17 protein-coding genes and 1 pseudogene are annotated in these 20,351 nt (G+C 40.8%); 9 read left to right on the top strand and 9 right to left on the bottom strand.

Annotated features, from left to right (window positions below; translation table 11 throughout):
• Positions 1–350: 350 nt before the first annotated feature.
• Positions 351–1,622 (bottom strand): NRAMP family divalent metal transporter, encoded by a 1,272-nt coding sequence (locus tag IOD06_RS00325; RefSeq protein ID WP_010200402.1) that lies wholly within the window; start codon positions 1,620–1,622, stop codon positions 351–353.
• Between the two features lie 458 nt (positions 1,623–2,080).
• Positions 2,081–3,091, bottom strand: a complete 1,011-nt coding sequence (locus tag IOD06_RS00330) for a LysR family transcriptional regulator (protein WP_194618457.1) — start codon at positions 3,089–3,091, stop codon at positions 2,081–2,083.
• A gap of 242 nt (positions 3,092–3,333) precedes the next feature.
• On the opposite strand from IOD06_RS00330, the gene IOD06_RS00335 reads away from it, so the two are divergent.
• Complete coding sequence (locus tag IOD06_RS00335) at positions 3,334–4,347, top strand: hypothetical protein (protein ID WP_194618458.1); 1,014 nt, start codon at positions 3,334–3,336, stop codon at positions 4,345–4,347.
• A 358-nt stretch (positions 4,348–4,705) separates the two neighbouring features.
• Positions 4,706–6,484 carry a hypothetical protein gene (locus IOD06_RS00340; protein ID WP_194618459.1) on the top strand — a complete coding sequence of 593 codons (1,779 nt, stop codon included), beginning with the start codon at positions 4,706–4,708 and terminating at the stop codon, positions 6,482–6,484.
• A gap of 164 nt (positions 6,485–6,648) precedes the next feature.
• Here the strand turns inward: IOD06_RS00340 and IOD06_RS00345 are convergent, their stop codons facing one another.
• Both IOD06_RS00345 and IOD06_RS00350 read right to left on the bottom strand, forming a co-directional pair.
• Positions 6,649–7,776, bottom strand: a complete 1,128-nt coding sequence (locus IOD06_RS00345) for a zinc-binding dehydrogenase (protein ID WP_194618460.1) — start codon at positions 7,774–7,776, stop codon at positions 6,649–6,651.
• A gap of 118 nt (positions 7,777–7,894) precedes the next feature.
• On the bottom strand, positions 7,895–8,572 hold the full coding sequence (locus tag IOD06_RS00350; protein WP_194618461.1) for a glutathione S-transferase family protein: 678 nt from the start codon (positions 8,570–8,572) through the stop codon (positions 7,895–7,897).
• Positions 8,573–8,734: 162 nt separating this feature from the next.
• On the opposite strand from IOD06_RS00350, the gene IOD06_RS00355 reads away from it, so the two are divergent.
• From IOD06_RS00355 to IOD06_RS00365, 3 genes and pseudogenes are all read left to right on the top strand, one after another.
• Entirely contained in the window at positions 8,735–9,658 is a 924-nt protein-coding gene (locus IOD06_RS00355) for a LysR family transcriptional regulator (RefSeq protein WP_194618462.1), read from the top strand.
• A 10-nt stretch (positions 9,659–9,668) separates the two neighbouring features.
• Entirely contained in the window at positions 9,669–10,397 is a 729-nt protein-coding gene (locus IOD06_RS00360) for an SDR family oxidoreductase (protein ID WP_189582065.1), read from the top strand.
• Between the two features lie 75 nt (positions 10,398–10,472).
• A pseudogene (locus tag IOD06_RS00365) lies at positions 10,473–10,646 on the top strand (DsbA family protein); the annotation flags it as partial.
• Here IOD06_RS00365 and cueR read toward each other — a convergent pair.
• Entirely contained in the window at positions 10,639–11,031 is a 393-nt protein-coding gene (cueR, locus tag IOD06_RS00370; RefSeq protein WP_194618463.1) for a Cu(I)-responsive transcriptional regulator, read from the bottom strand. The pseudogene IOD06_RS00365 and the gene cueR sit on opposite strands and share 8 nt — an antisense overlap.
• 106 nt (positions 11,032–11,137) lie before the next feature.
• Entirely contained in the window at positions 11,138–13,600 is a 2,463-nt protein-coding gene (locus IOD06_RS00375; protein WP_194618464.1) for a heavy metal translocating P-type ATPase, read from the bottom strand.
• A gap of 474 nt (positions 13,601–14,074) precedes the next feature.
• Here IOD06_RS00375 and IOD06_RS00380 point away from each other — a divergent pair, with 474 nt between their 5' ends.
• From IOD06_RS00380 to IOD06_RS00390, 3 genes are all read left to right on the top strand, one after another.
• Positions 14,075–14,446, top strand: a complete 372-nt coding sequence (locus IOD06_RS00380; protein ID WP_194618465.1) for an Imm8 family immunity protein — start codon at positions 14,075–14,077, stop codon at positions 14,444–14,446.
• A 269-nt stretch (positions 14,447–14,715) separates the two neighbouring features.
• Positions 14,716–15,156 (top strand): hypothetical protein, encoded by a 441-nt coding sequence (locus IOD06_RS00385; protein WP_194618466.1) that lies wholly within the window; start codon positions 14,716–14,718, stop codon positions 15,154–15,156.
• Between the two features lie 214 nt (positions 15,157–15,370).
• Positions 15,371–15,742, top strand: coding sequence for a hypothetical protein (locus IOD06_RS00390; protein ID WP_194618467.1), 372 nt, complete (start codon positions 15,371–15,373; stop codon positions 15,740–15,742).
• Between the two features lie 92 nt (positions 15,743–15,834).
• Here the strand turns inward: IOD06_RS00390 and IOD06_RS00395 are convergent, their stop codons facing one another.
• From IOD06_RS00395 to IOD06_RS00405, 3 genes are all read right to left on the bottom strand, one after another.
• The gene (locus IOD06_RS00395) at positions 15,835–16,038 is read right to left on the bottom strand and encodes a cell filamentation protein Fic (protein WP_265087647.1); all 204 of its coding nucleotides are present in this window, start codon (positions 16,036–16,038) and stop codon (positions 15,835–15,837) included.
• Between the two features lie 41 nt (positions 16,039–16,079).
• Positions 16,080–17,372 carry a site-specific integrase gene (locus tag IOD06_RS00400; RefSeq protein WP_194618468.1) on the bottom strand — a complete coding sequence of 431 codons (1,293 nt, stop codon included), beginning with the start codon at positions 17,370–17,372 and terminating at the stop codon, positions 16,080–16,082.
• A gap of 662 nt (positions 17,373–18,034) precedes the next feature.
• The gene (locus IOD06_RS00405) at positions 18,035–19,342 is read right to left on the bottom strand and encodes an SIP domain-containing protein (RefSeq protein ID WP_194618469.1); all 1,308 of its coding nucleotides are present in this window, start codon (positions 19,340–19,342) and stop codon (positions 18,035–18,037) included.
• Positions 19,343–19,535: 193 nt separating this feature from the next.
• Between IOD06_RS00405 and IOD06_RS00410 the strand changes: the two genes are divergently transcribed.
• Positions 19,536–20,300 carry an ABC transporter ATP-binding protein gene (locus IOD06_RS00410; protein ID WP_194618471.1) on the top strand — a complete coding sequence of 255 codons (765 nt, stop codon included), beginning with the start codon at positions 19,536–19,538 and terminating at the stop codon, positions 20,298–20,300.
• Positions 20,301–20,351 lie beyond the last annotated feature (51 nt).

The raw sequence follows: 20,351 nt of genomic DNA on the forward strand, positions 1-20,351 counted from the left end.
CCTTACGTGGAGGGATAGTGTTATCGTTGTTGTTGATTATACCCAATTAATCACCCCTGCAAAGGCTATGAATTGAATTATTATTTATTTATTTTAATAAGTAAATGTAGTATTTTTAATAATATTCATAAGGTGAATAGCATTATGTATTTTATAACGATCTGCTTGGCTAACTATTCATTTTTCTCAAGCAATCAAAATTCTTATCATTAATTTTTTACATTTAGTTACAATTATTGGAGGTATTACCACCTTATATATTTATCAGTAGCCATTAAAAAAGCCCTAACAACTCAGCTATTAGGGCTTTTATGACATACGACTAGACGCGTTAGGTTGTCAGTGTTTATTTAACCAAACAGACCCGCCAAATTAGCTAGGAATAGTAGCGCAAAGCCGCCTAAGAAGATTAAGCCTGCAACTGATAGCGCATTCATGCCTGCCGATAGTTTTTGATGACTACGAACCAACGAGTAGTTTAACCAACCAAAGATAGGCGCGGAGACAAAAGCGGAGATCATGGCAAATTTGAGCATAGAGCCTAATTGTCCAGTAAAGAAAGTGATAATAACCAAGCCACCACCGATGGCATAGGTCGTCCAAAAAGCAATTTGTTTTTTGGTGATTTCACTTTCGCCTTTAATCAAACGCCAGCACTCTGCATTGGCGCGACCGTAGCCATCCGCACAGGTAATCGTGGTGCCAAACATACACATAAAGGCGACGAAGGCGACCAGTAATCTCGACCATTCACCAATAGTGGCGGTATACATGTTAATCAGCTGATTGATATACGCACCGCCGACCAGCTCAATCTCTTGACCCGAGCCATATTGCACAAAAACACCAAGCGATAAAAAGAACAACGCCAAAATAGCAGAAATTGAATAACCAACATTAAAGTCCAGTAACCCTTGACGCTTGGTTGTATGGTCGGCTTTGACTTTAGCAGACGTCCACATAGAGGTAATGGCGGCAAATTCGAGCGGCGCTGGCATCCAGCCCATTAGCGCGACGATGAAACCCAAGGTCGCCAAATTCCAAGGAGAGGCAGCAACAAAGTCAACGGTCATCACTGTCGGCTTGCCAGCAGCAATGATCACGGCAGCGACGGTCGCCGTCGTCAGCGCAATCATAATCCACTTGGTCAGGCCATCGAGCAACTTATAATGTCCTGCTATCAAAAAGAACCAAGAAACGGCAACGATGATTAACGACAACGCCATCGTCGATAACCCGAGGGAGGCGGGGAGCATAAATCCCAATATCACTGCGGCGATCAAAGAGACTGCGCCAGTACTGATGACGGCTGATAAAATGGATAAGATAAAGTAAATCCACAGATAGGCTTTTGAGCGTTTGGCATAGCCAGCGATTAAACTCTCGCCCGTGTCATAGACATAATCTGTCGCGAAACGAAAGAACGGATACTTGAAGACATTGGCCAAAATAATCATGATTGCCAGCTGCCAGCCATAGATAGCACCCGCTTGCGTTGATGAAATTAAATGCGAGCCACCAATGGCAGCCGTTGCCATCAGAATGCCAGGACCAAAGATGCGCCAACTAAAGCCTTCCTGGGCAGTAGCGCTATCAGGGTTGTTCATACGTTGTGTGGTCATAAATACCTCGAAATGGTTAAAACGGCAAATTATCACTTTCCTGTGTCAGCTTGCCAATGATCATTAGAGAATCGGTATATCACTTGCTTAAATATAAAACGATTCATCTTGTATCGACTTTAGCACACCAATGCTACTCAGGAGAACGATTATTCTAGGGCATGCCCTCAATTCAATCGATAGGACTCTAAATGGGCTAAAAATGGTTAAATCTTGCCAAACATCGTCAAATAGCTAGGTAATATCTCGATATTATCTGCACTATTTTCCTTGTTTAACTACAATTTACCTCATTTTTATCACCATTTTTAAAATGAGGACACACCCTAGTCATTATTACTATTTGTTTGCATTGCCATTCTTTTTAGTTAGCATAATCAACCCATAATATCAAGCATTCGGATTGATTATTTTTTGGCGGTTCTTTATAACACAATATTCATTCGATAGCTGATAATTTAAGGCTCTGACACAAATTTTTGCTGCCGGTAAGTGATGCCGCGCTGCTCATAGACATGATAAATGGCGACGAGCAAATCAGGTATTTTTGGATGCACAAAATCTTTGAGGGTGTGCAGAAAAATAGGCGAGGTGACGTTTTCATGAACCAAACGTTGATAGCTGATTTGTTCCGTGCGTACCGTTTGTAGGCTGGCAGGCACTAGGGTAATACCTTCGCCCGCAGCCACCAAACCAAGTGCGACTTGCAAGTCGCTCACTGTGGTGGTCATAAATGGCGAGATGCCATATTGTGCAAACAGATGTAGCAAAGGTTCGGTGATGGGCTCATTCAGCGGTGGCTGCTCACTATTGGTGTTTTCCGCGCTACTTCCCATATCAGCTGTTAATGTGCTGGCTGTCGTCGTCAAGACTGGCAGATGCGTTTGATGATATAGAATCAAGCGGTTGTTTGCCAAATCAATCAAACGCTGCTCACGCACATGAGCCAACGGATGGGCTTTAGGAAGCGCCACCACATAACGCTCATGACGCAATAGTATCTGTTGAATCCATGCATCCTGATGAGCAAAACGACCAAAACCAATGTCAATTTCACCACTCTTTAGGGCATCCATTTGCTGATAAGAGCTAATGTCCTTTAAATTGACCTCGATATCAGGATTGGATTGTTTGAGCGTTGCAATTATTTCAGGCAGTAGTCCATACAGCACTGACGGCACAAAACCGATGTTTAAGACGCTACTTGGTGCTGATAAGCGTTGCGTCATACTGGTAACGGTATCGATCTCTGTCAGTATGGTACTGATTTTATCGTAAAAAAACGCACCCGCCTCAGTCAGATGGAGTGGTCTATGGTAGCGATCAATGAGTACCACGCCCATATCGGTCTCAAGCTGTTTGAGCAGGCGACTCAGACTTGGCTGTGACAATCCAGTTTTAGTCGCTGCTGCGCTAAAGCTACGCAAATCTGCAACAGCAATAAACGCATTGAGATGTTTTAAATCCATATTATTGCGCCTGTTATGATATAGGGTGTCTCTATAGAGATCGGTTTTTCATACGTATTCACCTTACTGTTTGAGAGGCTACGTATAAATATTAGTGATATCGAATAAATTATGCTTGAAGATAATGAGGTGAGCAACTATATTGAGGGTTGGTAACATTGTTACACTTGCGCAAGAAAAATTACAATTTCATTTTAGCAGTCATTTAACGCCAGTAGAATAAACTGGCTTGGTGTTATTCTATGAACGATGAAAAAAAAGACATCGGTACTGATTTTGACGAGGAATTGACCAAACTTGTTAATAAAAAATCGCGTAAGCTTGTCAAAAATAATATCTATGAACGCTTTATCAGTCGTGTTGACGGTACAGAGGATAACAATCAGGACGAGGGCAAGTCTGACCAATTAACGCCATGGGAGAATATACGACAATCTCCTAATTATGAGTCTTTAAGCTCAGAAGAATTGCAGTTTTTTGCCACCTCAGAGGATAATGAGGGGATAGACATTGATGTATCAGATACGACAACTACAGATGTCAGCTTTGACTTTATTAATGAAGAGGAAATATTTGGCAACGATGAGCCACTAGCAGATACGCCTCAATCATCAAATAAAGACTATCCAGATAGCTATGATTTAGATGAAAATTCAGACCTTGAACTAGACAGCCATCATGTTGAGCATACCAGTGACGATACTGATACTGATGTTTTTCACCCAGCTCATAATGATGACCAAGTGGTTGGAAGTAAAGTTGCTGAAAATACAGTCGTTGAAAACACGGCAGAACCTGTTAACAACGCAGCAATAAAGCCGCAGAGTAAGCTCGCCAGTAATAAAAAGCCTCTCATCATTGGCATTGCTATCGGGACATTATTGGCCGCTATTATTGTGTTAACCATTAATGCCAGTGGCATCTTATCTCCTTCGACAGAAGGTACAGTGTCTGACGCCTCTAAAGAGGTGGCGAGCAATATTGAGACCAATGCCAGTAGCGACACTCAACCTAAGATTCAGGCTAAGGCAGCTAAGGCGACAACCCTCTCGAATAATCCACCAGTGACTGACGCTGAACCATCAGCAGCGACCAATCCCAATCAAACTGATGCGCTATCAAGTGTCGCAGCGGATAAAGAGACAGAGCAGACATTAGAAGCAACTACCGATGGCTTGGACAACGAAGCCGCGATTTCTTATGAAGATTTTAGGCAAGAGTCGCAAAGTACGTTATATCGCGAAACCAATGATTAGTTAGGCTGGCAAGTCTTAGTCTTAACAAGGGCAATACGCGCTTTTGGCCGTTATAGCGGGCGATTTTTTAATCTGTTGCATGTAAAATCTCTCTATTATCTACAAGGTTATTTTTTATTTAAATAACAAAGGGATAATCTATCGCAAGGTATTGATGTAGTAGGGCGCTGATTTCAGCATTTTCTATTTAATCTATTTGTGATGAGAATAAAAATTATAATCAATTGTTTATAGAATAGTATTTTGGTGGAATGATTGGAGAATGTGATATAAGCTGTTTTTTGAAGAGGTATAAATAACTAAATAGCATAAAGTGAGATATTATACCTCAACCATATCAATCGGGATTAAACATTCTATGTTAGGAAAGACAACACAAAAAGAATTACAGCCTATAGATAATTTCGATGAACAACCCGAAATTCATCAGCATCCTATGATCTGCTTATTTGATTTTGAGGACGATGTACATCAAGAGCTTAAACGGTTGAAGTTTAATTGTGTTAAGGGAAGTTTTGGATCTAGCATCAGAGTGAACAATCAGCAACACGCTACTGAAAAGCTAATGAAGCTAAATTATAACTCTCCAAAAAATTTGCATGAGTTTGATATCGTCATGTTAGATATGACAGGAAATATAATTGAAGATTTCTCCGCTGATGATCACAGTCTAGAAAATAGCAAAGGATCTAAAGCCTATGCTTTTCTTAGCTGCTTTCCTGAACAAGTTTTTGATCCAAGACCAATCGCTATAAATTTTATATCTAATGAAATCGAAGAAATAATAAAGAAGAAATCGATCGTCATTGCCTTTTGTGGGCAAGAAAATACAGTGGACTACGAATTTGTCGAAATAACATCACATGGTTATGCAGTAAAAGATAAACGTTCTTATTCTAATTTATATTTTTATAGCTCGATTGCCTCTAGATCGGAAAGAAACGGAAATAAGTCTATTATTGTAAAAGGTAATAAAATATCTCCAATATTAGAAAAGTATATAGATGGTATTGAGTACAGTAGTGTTTTCTACCATCCTACTGAATGGAAAGACGGTAAGAGTCAAAAAATCGAAGAGTTTATACCACTGTTATTTAATGATCGTGAAGAAATCATAAGCTATGCTCACTGGGTTGGTGACTGTTTTATTTTAGTTTTTCCTGATATACAAGAGAAGAGTCAGTTTATCAGTGAGATTTTTAAAATATACCTTCCTGAAATTATGCCTGATATTTTCCCATACCATGGTGAGTTTGGCTGGTTGCATAACGGAGAGTATTTACTGCCAAATGAAGGCGCATTATTGAAACAGAAACTTGAGCTAGGTATTGAATATAAAAAAAACCTTCAGAATATTGAACAAAATATTGAAAAAACAAGAGATCAATATAGTTTTTTACATGAGTTGATTTATCAAACTGGTGATGATTTAGTTAAATCGATTGAAAAATATATGGTTTGGCTTGGTTTTGATTCTGTAGTAGATATGGATGAAAAGGTAATAGACTTATTTGAGGAGGATCTTCAGATTGAAACGGATGAAGGCCTTCTTGTCATTGAAATTAAAGGTATTGGTGGAACTTCAACCGATAAAGCTTGCTCGCAAATCAGTAAAATAAAATACCGAAGGGCGGAGCAACGTGGAAGGTTCGATGTATTTGGCTTATACATAGTCAACCATCAAAGATACCTAGCTCCGAAAAATAGAAAAAATCCACCCTTCACTGAAAACCAAATTAATGATGCCAAGCTCGACAAGAGGGGACTCATAACCACCTATAACTTGTACAAAGCATATTTTCTAATTGAAGATGGAATTATAACGAAAGAAGAGGTTAGATACAGTTTGTTCAATTTCGGTTTAATTACGTTAGAGCCAAGTAACACGATATCGATTGGAATCTCAAATGAAGTATTTAATAATGGTAAAGTAGCAATTATAAATTTAACGGATACATGTACTATAAAAATAGGTTCGACGTTAATAGGTAAAAAAGATGGAAAGTTATCAAAACTATTTATAAATTCAATTCAAATTAATGGAAGTAATGTAGATGAAGCAACTATCGGAGAGGTAGGGATTGCATTGAATCTGCCTATCAAAAAAGGAACTGAGCTTTTTTTGAGAGAAGCGTAATGAGACTTTTTATGAAATCAGAGATTAATCTACAACAAACAGAAGTATCACTTATCAAGCTATAATTACTTATATTTAAATAATATCATATCTTTTCTAAACAAAAAGCAGATATCATAATCGATATCTGCTTTTTTGTTTCTAAATTACTTTTTAAACAACAATTAAGCTTGAGGCGTGATTAAGTACTTCTCACCGGTCGCTTGTTTACCGTAAGCGGCGATTGATTGTAGTTTTAATGCCTCTGCCAATGACACTTCATGCGTATAGCTGCTGGCAAATGTCGTGGTGATTTCTTCTGCAACACGTTTGCGCATCGACATGACTGTCTTGGTGCCCAGTTTGCCTAGCGCATTGAACAATAAGAATCCATTAACACCCCAAGCAAAACCAAAGTTACGGTTCAATGTAATAGGGCCGCGGTTTAGTGCGCCATAAATATAAGCTTGTTTGAAAGTATCAGACCCATAAACGCTGTATTCTTCTACATCACGAGTGATAGCAGTTTCCATACAGTTAAGAATATCGCTGCTTAACTGACCGCCACCGATAGGGTCAAACGAGATAGTGGCACCTGTTTCGATAATCGCTGCCGTTAAATCAGCAATGAAATTATCACTGCTTGAGTTGACCACATATTTTGCGCCCATATCACGCAATAGCGTTTCTTGCTCATCTCTACGTACAATATTGATCAAATCAATGCCATCAGCCATACAAATACGGTTTAACATTTGACCAAGGCTAGAGGCTGCCGCTGCATGAATGATGGCTTTATGCCCTTCAGCACGCATGGTTTCAACCATCGCCAACGCAGTAAGCGGGTTCACAAAAGAAGACGCGCCTTCTTTAGCCGTGGTGCCTTCTTTTAGTTCTAGGCAGCTTTGTACATTGACACAGTGGTATTGACGATAAGTCCCACCGCCAATCACAGCTACCGTCTTACCCATCAATGCTTGTGCGGCATCTGATGAGCCCGCTGCGACCACAGTCCCTGCGCCTTCATTGCCCACAGGCGTGGCTTTACCCACACGTGTTTTTAGCGATGGCATAAACTGGGCGGGGACATCAGCTGTGATGACTGGGTTTTGGTCGGTGCCTGATTGTACAGCGGTTGCCATATTGGCGGCGCTGAACATAACCCCCAAATCAGATGGGTTCAATGGTGCCGCTTCAATGCGCACAACGACTTCATCAGCACCAGGCTGCGGCATATCAATCTCTTGTAATGCCAATGTCAATTTGTTGTCTTCGCTGATGGTTGAAGTCAGTTGGATGTTTTTATCAGTCATAGGGTTTGCTCCTGCAAATCGTTATAGTTATTGAACCAATGACGGTATTGTATTGGCCCTATTTTTTGGTTATTGAATACAAAGGTTGTTCTGTAGTTAAGTACTTTTTAATATCAAACTAGCCAGCGTTTGCGGCTTTAATTTGGGCTGTCACATGCTGCATAAACTCTGGCATGTTTGCTAGACGACCTTCTTCTACTTGTTTGGCAGTATCAGACTCTTTCACAGCAGCATTCCACTCTTTCATACCTGGGATTTCTGCCAGCACATCCCAGTTAAGTTGGGTAGAGGCAAATGCGCTGACAATAGTATTCACATAATAAACATAGATGTCAGCCATCGTGAATTCGTCACCTGCAATCCAAGGCGAGAATTGACACAAGCGATTCAAGGCAATAATACCGCGGCTTATTACTTGACGGACCTCATCCTTGATGGCATCAGGGGCATCAGTGCCTGAAAAAACATAAGGGATTAGCCTGCGGCTTGGCAGCTCAAAATAAAGCTCTGATATCTTCATAATTTGACGCACAGTTGCGCGTTCTGCCGAATTTTTAGGATATAACGGCTTTTCTGGGTAAGTTTCTTCTAGAAAATCACAAATAACGCTCGACTCTGACAAATCAAAGCCGTCAGGGGTTGTGATGGCAGGTACTTTGCCAACTGGGCTGACTTTCATTAACTCGTCACTACTACCGTAGACAAGGTTTTCTTGGAATGACAGTTCTTTGAATAAAAGGGTGTGTTTCACGATATTGTAATAGTTGCTCGCAGCAAAACCATGCAAAGTAATCATAAGTCCATTTTCCATTGTTGATATAAAAGTTGTAATTTTTAAGTTAAACACATTATTACTGGTTTTAATATGGTTATATATAAGGGAAAACGTGAATCACTATTGTTATTAAGACAATAGTAGAGCGAAAATACTCAAATATTTATTGAATGGAGAAATAGGTTGGATCAACTACGTGCAATACGGTATTTTAGTAAAGTCGTCGAAATGGGTAGTTTTACCAAAGCGGCAAGTGCCTTTAATGTGCCGCCATCATCATTGTCGAGACGTGTTTCTGATTTAGAAAAGAGTTTGGGCGCGACATTATTAAAGCGTTCGACCCGCATCGTTAAGCTGACCGAAGTGGGACAAGTCTATTACAACGACGTGCAGCAGATATTGAACCAATTAGAACAAAGCAAAGAAACGGTGAGAAGCTACCAGACGACACCTATGGGACGGCTACGCATTAGCTCGATGGTGGGTTTTGGTGAAAAAATACTGCTACCGTTACTAGATGAGTTCAGTGCGCTATACCCTCAGATTATATTGGATGTCAGTTTAAGTGATGAGCTGTCAACGCTTGGGCGTGATGATGTCGATATTGCGATTCGCGGTGGCTACGCGCCCAATGAGCGCGTGCTCGCAATAAGACTCATGGACAATGGCTTTATTCCGGTTGCGTCCCCTAGTTATCTGGAAAAATACGGTATACCTATCCATGTGATGGAATTAAAAGATCATAAAGGCCTTTATTTTAAAGCACCAACAGGGCCAACGCCTTGGCTATGTCATGTGGATGATCAGTGGCATGATGTCTCAGGGCCTGCGGTAGCGATTTCAAATAACGGGCCGTGGCTGGCAAAAAAAGCTTGTGATGGTGACGGTGTTTTGATGTCAACTCAATGGGCATTAGCGTCATATCTTGAGTCAGGACAACTGATAGAACTAAACTTTGAGCATAGATTAACGATTACCCAACATGCTGATATGGCGGTGTATTTGTTGTACCAAAAACAGCGCTACTTAGTCCCAAAAGTAAAAGCTGCTGTGGACTTTTTAGTTGAGAAAATAAAAATCGATAATGAACCTATGATAAACGTATAAGGAAATAGATATGTATAGAGCACCCGTTGCAGTTGTCATTGGCGCAGGCGATGCCACTGGCAGCGCTGTTGCAAGACGTTTCGCGAAAGAGGGTTTTACCTTATGCGTGACCAGAAGGAGTGTCGAAAAACTGAGCGCTTTAGTCAGTGATATTGAAGCGGCTGGGGGAGTCGTCAAACCATTTGGTTGTGATGCGCGTGTCGAGCAAGAGATGGTTGAGCTGTTTGCTCATATTGAAAAAGACATTGGACCGATTGAAGTGGTGGTATTTAACATAGGTGGAAACGTGCATTTCTCCCTCTTAGAGACCACAGAAAGAGTTTATAGAAAAGTGTGGGAAATGGGAGCGTTATCTGGGTTTTTGACAGGTAGAGAGGCGGCGAAAGTCATGATTCCGCGTGAAAAAGGAACCATTATATTCACTGGTGCGACGGCTTCTGTGCGAGGTGCTAAAGGTTTTTCTGCTTTTGCTAGCGCTAAATTTGCGTTACGGGCTTTGGCGCAAAGCATGGCTCGAGAGTTAGGACCAACAGGCATACACGTGGCACATACTATTATTGATGGTGTGATTGATACCGCCTTTATCCGTGACAACTTTCCTGAGCGCTATGCCTTAAAAGATCAAGACGGTATATTAAATCCAGAGCACATCGCTGAGCAATATTGGCAATTGCATTGTCAACCAAAAGATTGCTGGACACACGAGCTTGATCTACGCCCATGGTTAGAAACTTTCTAAATGTATAACGTGCCGTTTTGCTTTAATCTTTTTTTCCGTTAAATACAATGCAGCTGATGCGCGGCGCTTCTAACAGCGGTATTCAATGGTATATGGGCGGAAAAACTGAATATGCAATCACAAGAAGTTATCGCCGACGTTCTGTCTAAAGCAGGGATTGATGCTACTGATTTTATGCATCATATTGGCCAGTCTGAGGTGAAAGAGCGCTTGAAAGCGATCACTAGTGCTAGCATCCGCTTCATTTAGCTTGCCCAAGATCCTCTAAGATAGCGCAATCTGCATTATCATCACCTGCACAATGATCAAAAGAATTCTGTAGCGAATTAACCATTTCTTGCAATTGAGTGATTTTTTGGTTTAACGTTTCAATATGCTCTTGTGTCAGTTGCTTCACATCTGCACTCTGACGATTGGCATTTTTGCGCAGATACAGTAACTCTTTCATTTGCTTGGATGAGAATCCTAAGTCACGAGAATGTCTCAAAAAGCATAAGTCGTCGATATCGTCTTTAGAATACAAGCGATAACCTGAGTTCGAGCGATTTACTGTTTCTAGCAAGCCAATCTGCTCATAGTAGCGAATCATTTTGGTAGAGATACCTGATTGTTTTGATGCTTGACCAATATTCATATTTATCATCCTAGCCTAAAAAGGGTTTAAACATTAATGTCTAAACCCTATATGGATAACCTTTACGATTCTACATTCACTCTGTAGCGGTTTAGTAGTTCGCTGACTATACTCTAAAGTACTTGAGGCGTAACGCATTACCCAATACGAAAACAGAAGAGAGTGCCATAGCGCCTGCCGCAAAAATAGGTGAGATCAGGATACCAAATGCGGGATACAAGACACCTGCGGCAATCGGAATCAAAGCAACATTATAAATAAATGCCCAAGCCAGATTTTGTCTGATATTACTGATAGTTGCTTTACTCAAGGCAATCGCGGTAGGCACACCTTGCAGACTACCTGACATTAGCACCACTTCAGCCGCCTCAATCGCCACGTCTGTGCCTGTACCAATCGCTAAGCCAACATCGGATTGGGCCAATGCAGGGGCATCGTTGATACCGTCACCAACAAATGCCACTCGGCCATATTGTTCTTGCAACTGGCGTATTGCATCTACCTTGCCTTCGGGTAATACTTCTGCTACTACCTGATCAATATTTAATTTTGCGGCAATCGCTTGGGCAGTATGGCGATTATCACCTGTAATCATGGCCACTTTTAAGCCTAACTGATGTAGTGCGGCGATGGCGGCATGAGTCGTCTCTTTAATAGGATCGGCAACGGCGATGATAGCGGCCAACTGCTGGTCAATCGATACATAGAGTGGGGTTTTACCTTCTTGACCCAAACGTAGCGCATCTTGTTCAAAAGGCGCAACATCAAGCCCCAATTGTTGCATATAACGATCCGCCCCAATGTGAATCACTTGTCCTGCCACGTTTGCTTGAATGCCCAAACCTGTCATCGCCTCAAAGTCAGTGATAGGGAGCAGTTGAATACTCTGTTCTTCTGCGGCTTGTACAATGGCTAAGGCAATGGGATGCTCAGATTTTGCTTCAACCGATGCCACCACACGTAAGACTTGTTCTTTCTCAAATCCTTGTTGGACTTGGAAATCCGTTAACGTAGGTTTGCCTTCAGTCAATGTGCCTGTTTTATCAACGGCAACCACGCTCACGTCTTGAAGCATTTGTAGCGCTTCGCCTTTACGGAATAGCACACCCAATTCTGCACCGCGACCCGTACCGACCATAATAGAGGTCGGGGTAGCCAATCCCATTGCACAAGGGCAGGCCACAATGAGCACGGCAACCGCATTGATTAAACCAAAGGTTAAGGCAGGGTCAGGGCCAAAAATCAACCAAACTATAAAGGTCAATGCTGATAAAAACATCACCGCTGGTACAAACCACATGGTGACTTTATCCACCAATGCTTGAATTGGTAATTTAGAGCCTTGGGCTTGTTCTACCATACGGATAATTTGCGCTAATACAGAATCTTCACCAATGGCCGTTGCTCGAATATTCACGGTACCGTTTTGATTGATAGTACCGCCGACCACTTGATCGCCTGCTTGTTTTTTCACAGGGACAGGTTCACCAGTAATCATAGATTCATCAATATAACTGTGACCGTCAACGACTTCGCCATCGATAGGCACACGCTCGCCTGGACGAATCTCAACCATCATTTGTGCGGTGACGTTTTCTACAGGGACTTCAATGACTTTGCCATCTTGGTGTACACGGGCGGTCTTTGCCTGCATGCCCACTAAATGCTGAATGGCTTGAGAAGTACGTCCTTTAGCCTTTGCTTCAAAATAGCGTCCTAATAATATCAAGCTCACAATCATGGCAGCGGCTTCGTAATAGACGTGCACCGTGCCTTCAGGTAACGCTTGCGGGATAAAGGTCGCTATTAGAGAAAAGCCATATGCTGCGACGGTACCAATCGCCACTAGCGAATTCATATCTGGCGAAAAACGCAATAAGGCTGGCACGCCTTTTTGATAAAAGCGTCGGCCTGGAAAGAGTAGTACCAATGTGGTCAAAACAAACTGTATCAACCAACTTTGCTGAGTGCCGAGGTTATTCACCACCCACATATGAAAGGCTGGAATCATATGCGAGCCCATTGCTAGAATGAATACGGGCAGTGACAACAGCGCAGAAAGCCCTAAATCTCGTTTAAGCTGATTTTGCTCCGAGGCTTTTTTATCTTGTCGATCACTTTGGTCTTGTTCTACCAGTTTGGCCTCGTAGCCCGCTTTTTTGACGGCCTCAATTAAGTCATTAGTCTGTATTTGCGCATCGCCTTTAATCCAAGCGCGTTCAGTCGCAAGGTTTACCGTAGCTTGTTGCACGCCAGCGACTTTGGCCAAGGATTTTTCTACTCGCCCAACACACGAAGCACAGCTCATGCCTTCTATAGATAGCTCGATAGGCTTGGTTTCAGTCACCTTATAGCCTGCGCGCTCTACTGCTTTGTTTAATTGGGCGACATCTAAAGGCTGAGATGAGTAAACAGTCGCCTGTTCAGTAGCAAGATTTACCTCGGCGTTTTCAACGTGCTCAATGTTTTTTAACTGTTTTTCGATACGCCCAACACAAGAGGCGCAACTCATGCCTTCAATGCTCAGCACTTCATGATAAGTAGGGGCTTTAGTATTTTTTGTTTTCATAACAACCTCTGTCGTTTTTAACTATATTTTTAATCTTATTTTCAAATCTATAGTGATAGCATATAGGTTGACATCATGGTAAGGTCAAGCGTATTTCTATAATACTTTCAAAAAATTACTACTGAACCGTGTTGTGATTATGAAGTAAGGGTGAGGAAGGTTAAAATGAGAGGAGTGGTAGATAACAAAGAAGGGTATTGCCGATAACTTATCTCATGGAAACAAGGGCGGTACCCTAGTGAGGACTTGAATCTTAGGTTGTATGCTAACAATATCAACGTTTTAACTCGATGAAATAGTCGCGGTGTACTTCATGGTGTACTTACCATATATACTCTACTCGTGATTAGTGCGCTATATAGGCATCGAACCGTAGCCTTTGTCACTAGTTCTAATACTATTTTATGTGTTTTCTACTTCATCTGAATAAAAGATTCTTATCGTAAACGGCCATTTAAAGTGAGGGATTAAGAAATGCTCACAGTACAACATATATCGTTTGAAGATCATCAAGATTTTGATAATTTTGAACTACAAGGTGACGATTATTTCAACTTAACAGTTAATCTACTATTAGGTAATGAAATTGGGAGTGACATATACTATTTCAATTTAGTAAATGATTATAGAGAAAATTCTGATAGAACAGTTATCGAGCAGAGTGCTATTTATTTTAGAGAAAAGGGTGTATTCGTAACAAAGGTATTTGATAAGTATAGTTTACTTAATTTCGTTAAAACTTTAGTAGAAGAGAACACTTCTAATAAAAATTCAGATGAACAGTCGACTAACTTATCAAAATATTTTCATTGGGAGTTTGATAACTATATTCCATACCTAGAGTAATTTCCTGTTTAGATACGATTGGACGCCGTAAGAGGTTGGTCATACTAATGTATACCTATGGCGAACTAATCAGGCGCTTTCACTGGTTCGGTGCGCTATACAGGCATCGAACCGTCGGCTATGTTCTCAACAATTATAGAATCCACTGCACAGGATGATTTTATCAAGCTACATGCCTAAGATATCCAAAGTTAATTCCTATGGAATTGACAGCAGTGTTCATTCCAAATAATTATTTTGATAAACAACCTAAATAGGGAGTAACTTCAATGAATAAGCATAACCTTAATTATGAAAATTTTAAAAAAATCAATGCAGCATTGCCAGTTATTCGGCTTGAAGAGAATTATGGTGAATCCCTTATAAATTGTATATATCGTAGCACTAGTCTTGATATCGATGATTTTTTTCTATCATGTTTAAAGGAGTGGATTGTAAATAATTTTTATCATGAAGATACTTTTGAAGAAGACGTAAATGAGTACTTATCGTCGATAAATATTGTACAGGAAGTTGATATCGACTTTTCGAAAAGAGTGTCTAATGTCTCTATGCAGCGCTCTGATTACTTTATAAAAGATTTAAAGTCCATTGAAATAGATTTTTCTACTGCGAAGCAGTACATCACTTATATAGACGGTCCTTATGAGCACTTAGGCATACTTCAAACTGCTGGAGGTTTTTATGCATTTTTCATGTATATGGGTTAAATTTATAGGTAATTTGAAGAGCTATTTTAGCTTTCATATGAGTGTTTATTCTAAGTGTCTTCTCCTGTCTGATAAAAAATAATACAATAGTTTTTTCGAGTATACACCTAGGGAACCAGCTGCTTCAGTTTTCAAACCTATTAACAGACTACTCAAAACAGACTGGTATAATGGAACCACTTAAAAAATTCTAATAGACGTAGGAGTTTTCTCGATGCAAAACATTAAAAAGCAGACAACAATATCGAGCCTAGACTTTAATAATCTACGCAAACTCATGGATGTCTTAATTAATCTAAAAAAAATTGAAGATCTAGATTCTCTTGATGCAGATTACAATTTTGAATGGCAAGAAGATGCCAACGAGATGATTGATGGTATCAATAAGTATGTAGAGCAAACGTTAGCTAGCCTAGAGGCGGAGAGCTACCAAAATGCCCACTGTAGTCTGACTTCTTTGAAAATACGCCTACAGGGATTAAATGGCACAATAAATGGAATCACTAACGATACTATCTTACTGCACTGTGATGATAAAGAATTCACTTGGCCACCATTGAATGAAGATTGTCGCCTTCTTGAGTGATGGCACGAGCCTTGATACTCTAGACCCTCCCTAATTGAACGTTTCTCAAATTGTGAAGCGTCCTTAGAAAATTGTTTATTAAAATCCTGAATTCACAACATGACTTCATAACTCGTACTACGTCCTGAGGCATCAGATTTTTTTAACATGCCTTTTTCTACCAAGTCATTAATGTCTTTTAATACGGTATCAGCCGAACACTTAGTTATCGTCGCCCATTTTTTGGTGGTCAGTTTGCCATAAAAATTCGTTAGTAAGGTATTGAGGAGGATGCGGTGATTATCGAGATTATTCAATGCTTTTTAAGTGTGCATATAGGTCGTACAGATACGTTCTGTCATGTTTTGCTAAAGTTTATACTTGATTTATGATTCCGCAGCCCATCTATATAATTGGCCCAATCCTGCATCATTTGCACTCTGGTATCGATCTCATCAAGCCGGTTATAAGCACCGCCATGCGTGTCTTTGATTCTATGGCCCAGCTGCAACTCTGTCACAATGTCCGAATAGCGCAGTTCGGGTTGCTCCATCAGTAAGGTTTTGGCTGATGCCCGAAACCCATGAGCGCATTGCACATCTTTATATCCAAGCCGATGAAATATCTGTACTAGGGTTGCTTTGCTAATATATGAATTGCTTGAGGCGCGCATCGATGCAAATACGTACTCTTTATGACCTGTGATTGACCGTATGTTTTTTAGACGTGCAATTACTTGTGTCGCTAATGGTACAACTAAGTGCGACACCATGTCCTCACGACCTTCGCCCTTGGTAGGGGAGAACGCCCATAGCTTATTGTCCCAGTCTATATCCTGCCAGCGCATAGATCGCAAATCGATACTACGCACAAACACATAAGGCAGCAGATTCATTGCCTCTATCGTAATGGCACTTGCGCCTTTGAATGAACCCATGTCTCGTAACAATATTGCAAACTTATCAGGCTTAGTAATGGCTGGTAAATGATTGCCTGAATTGGCTGGGGCAAGCTCGCCGCGCGTGTCCATCGCCACATTTTTGTCACATAATCCTCGCGCTACTGCGAACGAAAATACTTTTTCAGTATAAAGTCGGGTACTTGCACCAACAAAGGTGGCTTGGTTTTCATTGTTTTGAATGGCCTCGCATACACCCAAAATAATCTCGCTAGTGATATCATTCATTTTTAGGTCGCCAATCTCACGACACATATATCCTAGACACAAATCCCAAAACTTGAGGGTCGACTCACTAAACGAGGGCTTTTTAGCCTTACTATGATGACGACTCCCTATCTTGTGGTCTCTCCAAGCCTGTGCAACCTCAGCAAACGTGGCGTTTTTTAGATGAGCATACTTATTAACTTGTTCTTGTTGCTGTATGGCCTTGGGGTCAGAGCCTTTTGAGACTAGATTGAGTATGGACTCGGCTTTATGCTTAACCTCATACAAGCTAATATCATCAACCTTACCAAGCATCATTCTAGGTCGTTTGCCGTCGATATGTGGATGCGAATAACGAAGGTAATATTCTTTTTTGCCATTTGGGTAAATACGAACACTTAGACCAGAAGTGCCTGAAATACTGATTGAATAATCTTTATCTCGGCATTCAAGTTTATTAATATCGTTTATAGTATTGACAGCCATTATGTATATCCGTAAATGTTGCAGGTGGAATGTGTCCAAAATATTTGTAGATAGCTTGAGAGTATAGTTTCTAAAACAATGATGACTACTGAAAGTCCTGCTATGTATAAATTACAAAGATCATTGGACACTGGTGTGGACACTAATTATCGTCAGATATCTGAATAAATACATTTATTCTAGTAACTTAAGTCTTAATTATCCCCAAGGTTCACTTGGGGATGAATCTAGTATAGTGGAGATAGAGTGACTAAGCTATATCTCAATTGGCGTGCGGGCGATTAGTGAGTGGTGAGCACCATAAATATGGAGAAGCCTATCAAGGTTTGCATTCGATAAAAGAGGATTTGAGGGCCTTTAGGTAAAAACGCATGCTCCTGTACTTGCACAGAATCACTTAATCAGGGTCATAGTACTGTTCTGTGCAAATTTGGACGGCATCAAATTCAATGCGTTAGATTTAAATAGCTCAGTGGGAACAAGAGATATTTAAAAGACCACTAAATGACTCTCTAATAAATGCTTTTCTAATAAGTGACTCTCTAATCTGAAACACTTTTTGATGGTGCAAAGCACAGAGTAATAGCACAAAGTTATTATGACCCCTTCTATCAAAATAAAGCGCTCCGGTATTGTCAGAGACATAACGTCATTTATGCAAACTAATCGTGACGCCAATATACTTTTACCACAACATCGGTACGACTGAGTTCTAGTCGCTCTCTCAACAATGGGCGCAGTGCTTTGGTAGTATTCGCTTCTAGTGCGCCCCAAACTTTATCAATCTGTAGAGGATTGTCAGTTAAATAATCACCTAGTGTACTGTCAATCAGCGTTGCTAAATCTGATCCTGAGTTTGGTTGATTGGTTACTATAGGCAATACGGTAAAGTGGTCATTGCCGTGGGTTTCAGTGTCGCAATCAATTTTATTATCAATGCTAATGCTACTGTTGTCATTACCAGTGCTATCAAGGCTGCTGCGCATTTTTACCGTATCAAAATAACTTTGATCGCCTGCATCTTGCGTCACACAAATGATTAATGGTGGCTTAGGGTTGCTCCATAACTCCAGCAGTCGTGCTGCCGTTGGCATCGATGTTTCATCAACAATCAATACCGCTTGACCATCTCGCAAGTGCTCTACCTTTTCTGGAAACTCTCGTTTTGTGACAACGGTCTCGCCTGTTTTTAGTGCTGCTGCCCAGTTGCCGCCCGGCGTATCCCCATGCAAAAAAACATCGACCCAAACTCTTATCTCATCATCAGCTTGCCATGCTTTTCTTAAAGTGTAATAGCAGTGAGGACGAGTAGGGCATACGTTATTTTTTTCACTGTCATTAACCGCATTGTCATCAGCTTCATTGCCATCAATGCTGTCAGTCATCAATGCATTCGTTGTTACATTGTGCTCTAAATCAAACAAGTACGCGTAACCTGCTTCGTTGATAGGTACTGACGTCGAGTTTTTTTCGCCTTTAGAATCACTTAATGACGGCATGCTCAATTCAAGACGCAGCATGTTTTTGCTGACGTTATAACTGTTTTGCACATCAAATACTTGCTTGGTCAGTTTGATGGTTTTTTTGCCCAGTTTTTTATCTGCTCTTTGTTTCAACAAAATATATTGGGCTTGTAAATCATCAAGCTGCGAGATAGGCGTGGCAAAATTAATAAAAAAAATCTGGTCATGGAGTAGGTTGTCTTTAGCGTTAGTCGGTTGATACTTTGAGTTTTTTTGACGAGTTTGTATTGTAATGCCTTCAGCGTAAATATCGGTTATCTGTGCGTCGACCAGATCCAATTCGGCGGTAGATAATGAGGTAAACACACTCAAGAATCCAAGTAGTTCGTCGAGGTGCTCTTCATTAATATGAGCGACCACACTTGCTATTTCATGGTCATTTAATGAGGTGTATTGGCTGTTTTGGTTGTTGGTGTTTTCTGTAGTAGCTAAAAGCTGGTTAGTCATATAAATACTCGCAATCAACGAAGCGTTGAAATTAAAGTGAATGAGTTTTTAGTTAATGATAATTGTTTTTGTTATCATTTACGAGTAAAATCAATTCTTATTGTGGTTTGGTCTCCAAAAATTGGTCTATAACCAATGATCGATACACCATAATTCTTATGACATATTACTTTTATCAACAATGAGTGCTTATATGCTACGTGCAAACCAGCTGACTATCAGCCGTCAAGGAAATACTCTATTAGACAACGTGACTTGTGAGATTGATACCAATCAACTGGTGGCTCTGGTTGGGCATAATGGCTCTGGCAAATCAACTTTGATTAAAGCATTGGCAGGCGAGATGGCAAGTAGTAGTGGTGATGTCACATTAGACGAGCGCAGCATCAATGACTACGGCAGCAAGGAGTTGGCGCGGCAAATGGCATATCTACCGCAGCAATTGCCAGAAGCGGCTGGATTTACGGTGCGCGAGCTGGTCATGCTAGGGCGCTATCCACATCAAAAATGGCTACAAAAGCCAACTCAAATAGATAAAGATAAAGTCGCGCAAGCATTAAAATTGACTCAAACCGAAGCGTTTGCTGATCGAATTACTGCCACGCTATCAGGTGGTGAGCGCGCTCGTGCTTGGCTCGCCATGTGTCTGGCACAAGATACGCGGTATTTGTTGCTCGATGAACCACTTGCTGCGCTTGATATGCATTATCAAATTGAGGTCATTCAGCTTATTCGTCGTTTGGTGGATGAACAAGGCTTGAGCGTGGTGATTATTATCCATGATATCAATTTGGCCGCGCAGTATGCCGATCGAATCATAGCACTGAAAAATGGTCAGGTATGTCACAACGGCGATATCGCCAGTACCATGCAACCTACCGTGCTACGCAATATCTTTAATGTCGATATGCAGCTGCTCAGTCACCCCATTACTGGACAGCCTGTCGCAGTCGCTTAACGTCTGGTTTTTGCTCCTTCTTTTTAATTCGCCTACAAAGATACGCTTCTA

The sequence above is a fragment of the Psychrobacter sp. N25K4-3-2 genome, from assembly GCF_015351755.1.
GTDB lineage: Bacteria > Pseudomonadota > Gammaproteobacteria > Pseudomonadales > Moraxellaceae > Psychrobacter > Psychrobacter glaciei.

Coding starts and splice junctions, on each gene's coding strand:
- IOD06_RS00350 (WP_194618461.1), bottom strand. CDS start 8,572: ATGATTACTTTGCATGGTTTTGCTGCGAGCAACTATTACAATATCGTG.
- IOD06_RS00405 (WP_194618469.1), bottom strand. CDS start 19,342: ATGACTAACCAGCTTTTAGCTACTACAGAAAACACCAACAACCAAAAC.
- IOD06_RS00345 (WP_194618460.1), bottom strand. CDS start 7,776: ATGACTGATAAAAACATCCAACTGACTTCAACCATCAGCGAAGACAAC.
- IOD06_RS00400 (WP_194618468.1), bottom strand. CDS start 17,372: ATGGCTGTCAATACTATAAACGATATTAATAAACTTGAATGCCGAGAT.
- IOD06_RS00340 (WP_194618459.1), top strand. CDS start 4,706: ATGTTAGGAAAGACAACACAAAAAGAATTACAGCCTATAGATAATTTC.
- IOD06_RS00335 (WP_194618458.1), top strand. CDS start 3,334: ATGAACGATGAAAAAAAAGACATCGGTACTGATTTTGACGAGGAATTG.
- IOD06_RS00380 (WP_194618465.1), top strand. CDS start 14,075: ATGCTCACAGTACAACATATATCGTTTGAAGATCATCAAGATTTTGAT.
- IOD06_RS00330 (WP_194618457.1), bottom strand. CDS start 3,091: ATGGATTTAAAACATCTCAATGCGTTTATTGCTGTTGCAGATTTGCGT.
- IOD06_RS00360 (WP_189582065.1), top strand. CDS start 9,669: ATGTATAGAGCACCCGTTGCAGTTGTCATTGGCGCAGGCGATGCCACT.
- IOD06_RS00375 (WP_194618464.1), bottom strand. CDS start 13,600: ATGAAAACAAAAAATACTAAAGCCCCTACTTATCATGAAGTGCTGAGC.
- IOD06_RS00325 (WP_010200402.1), bottom strand. CDS start 1,622: ATGACCACACAACGTATGAACAACCCTGATAGCGCTACTGCCCAGGAA.
- IOD06_RS00410 (WP_194618471.1), top strand. CDS start 19,536: ATGCTACGTGCAAACCAGCTGACTATCAGCCGTCAAGGAAATACTCTA.
- IOD06_RS00390 (WP_194618467.1), top strand. CDS start 15,371: ATGCAAAACATTAAAAAGCAGACAACAATATCGAGCCTAGACTTTAAT.
- cueR (WP_194618463.1), bottom strand. CDS start 11,031: ATGAATATTGGTCAAGCATCAAAACAATCAGGTATCTCTACCAAAATG.
- IOD06_RS00385 (WP_194618466.1), top strand. CDS start 14,716: ATGAATAAGCATAACCTTAATTATGAAAATTTTAAAAAAATCAATGCA.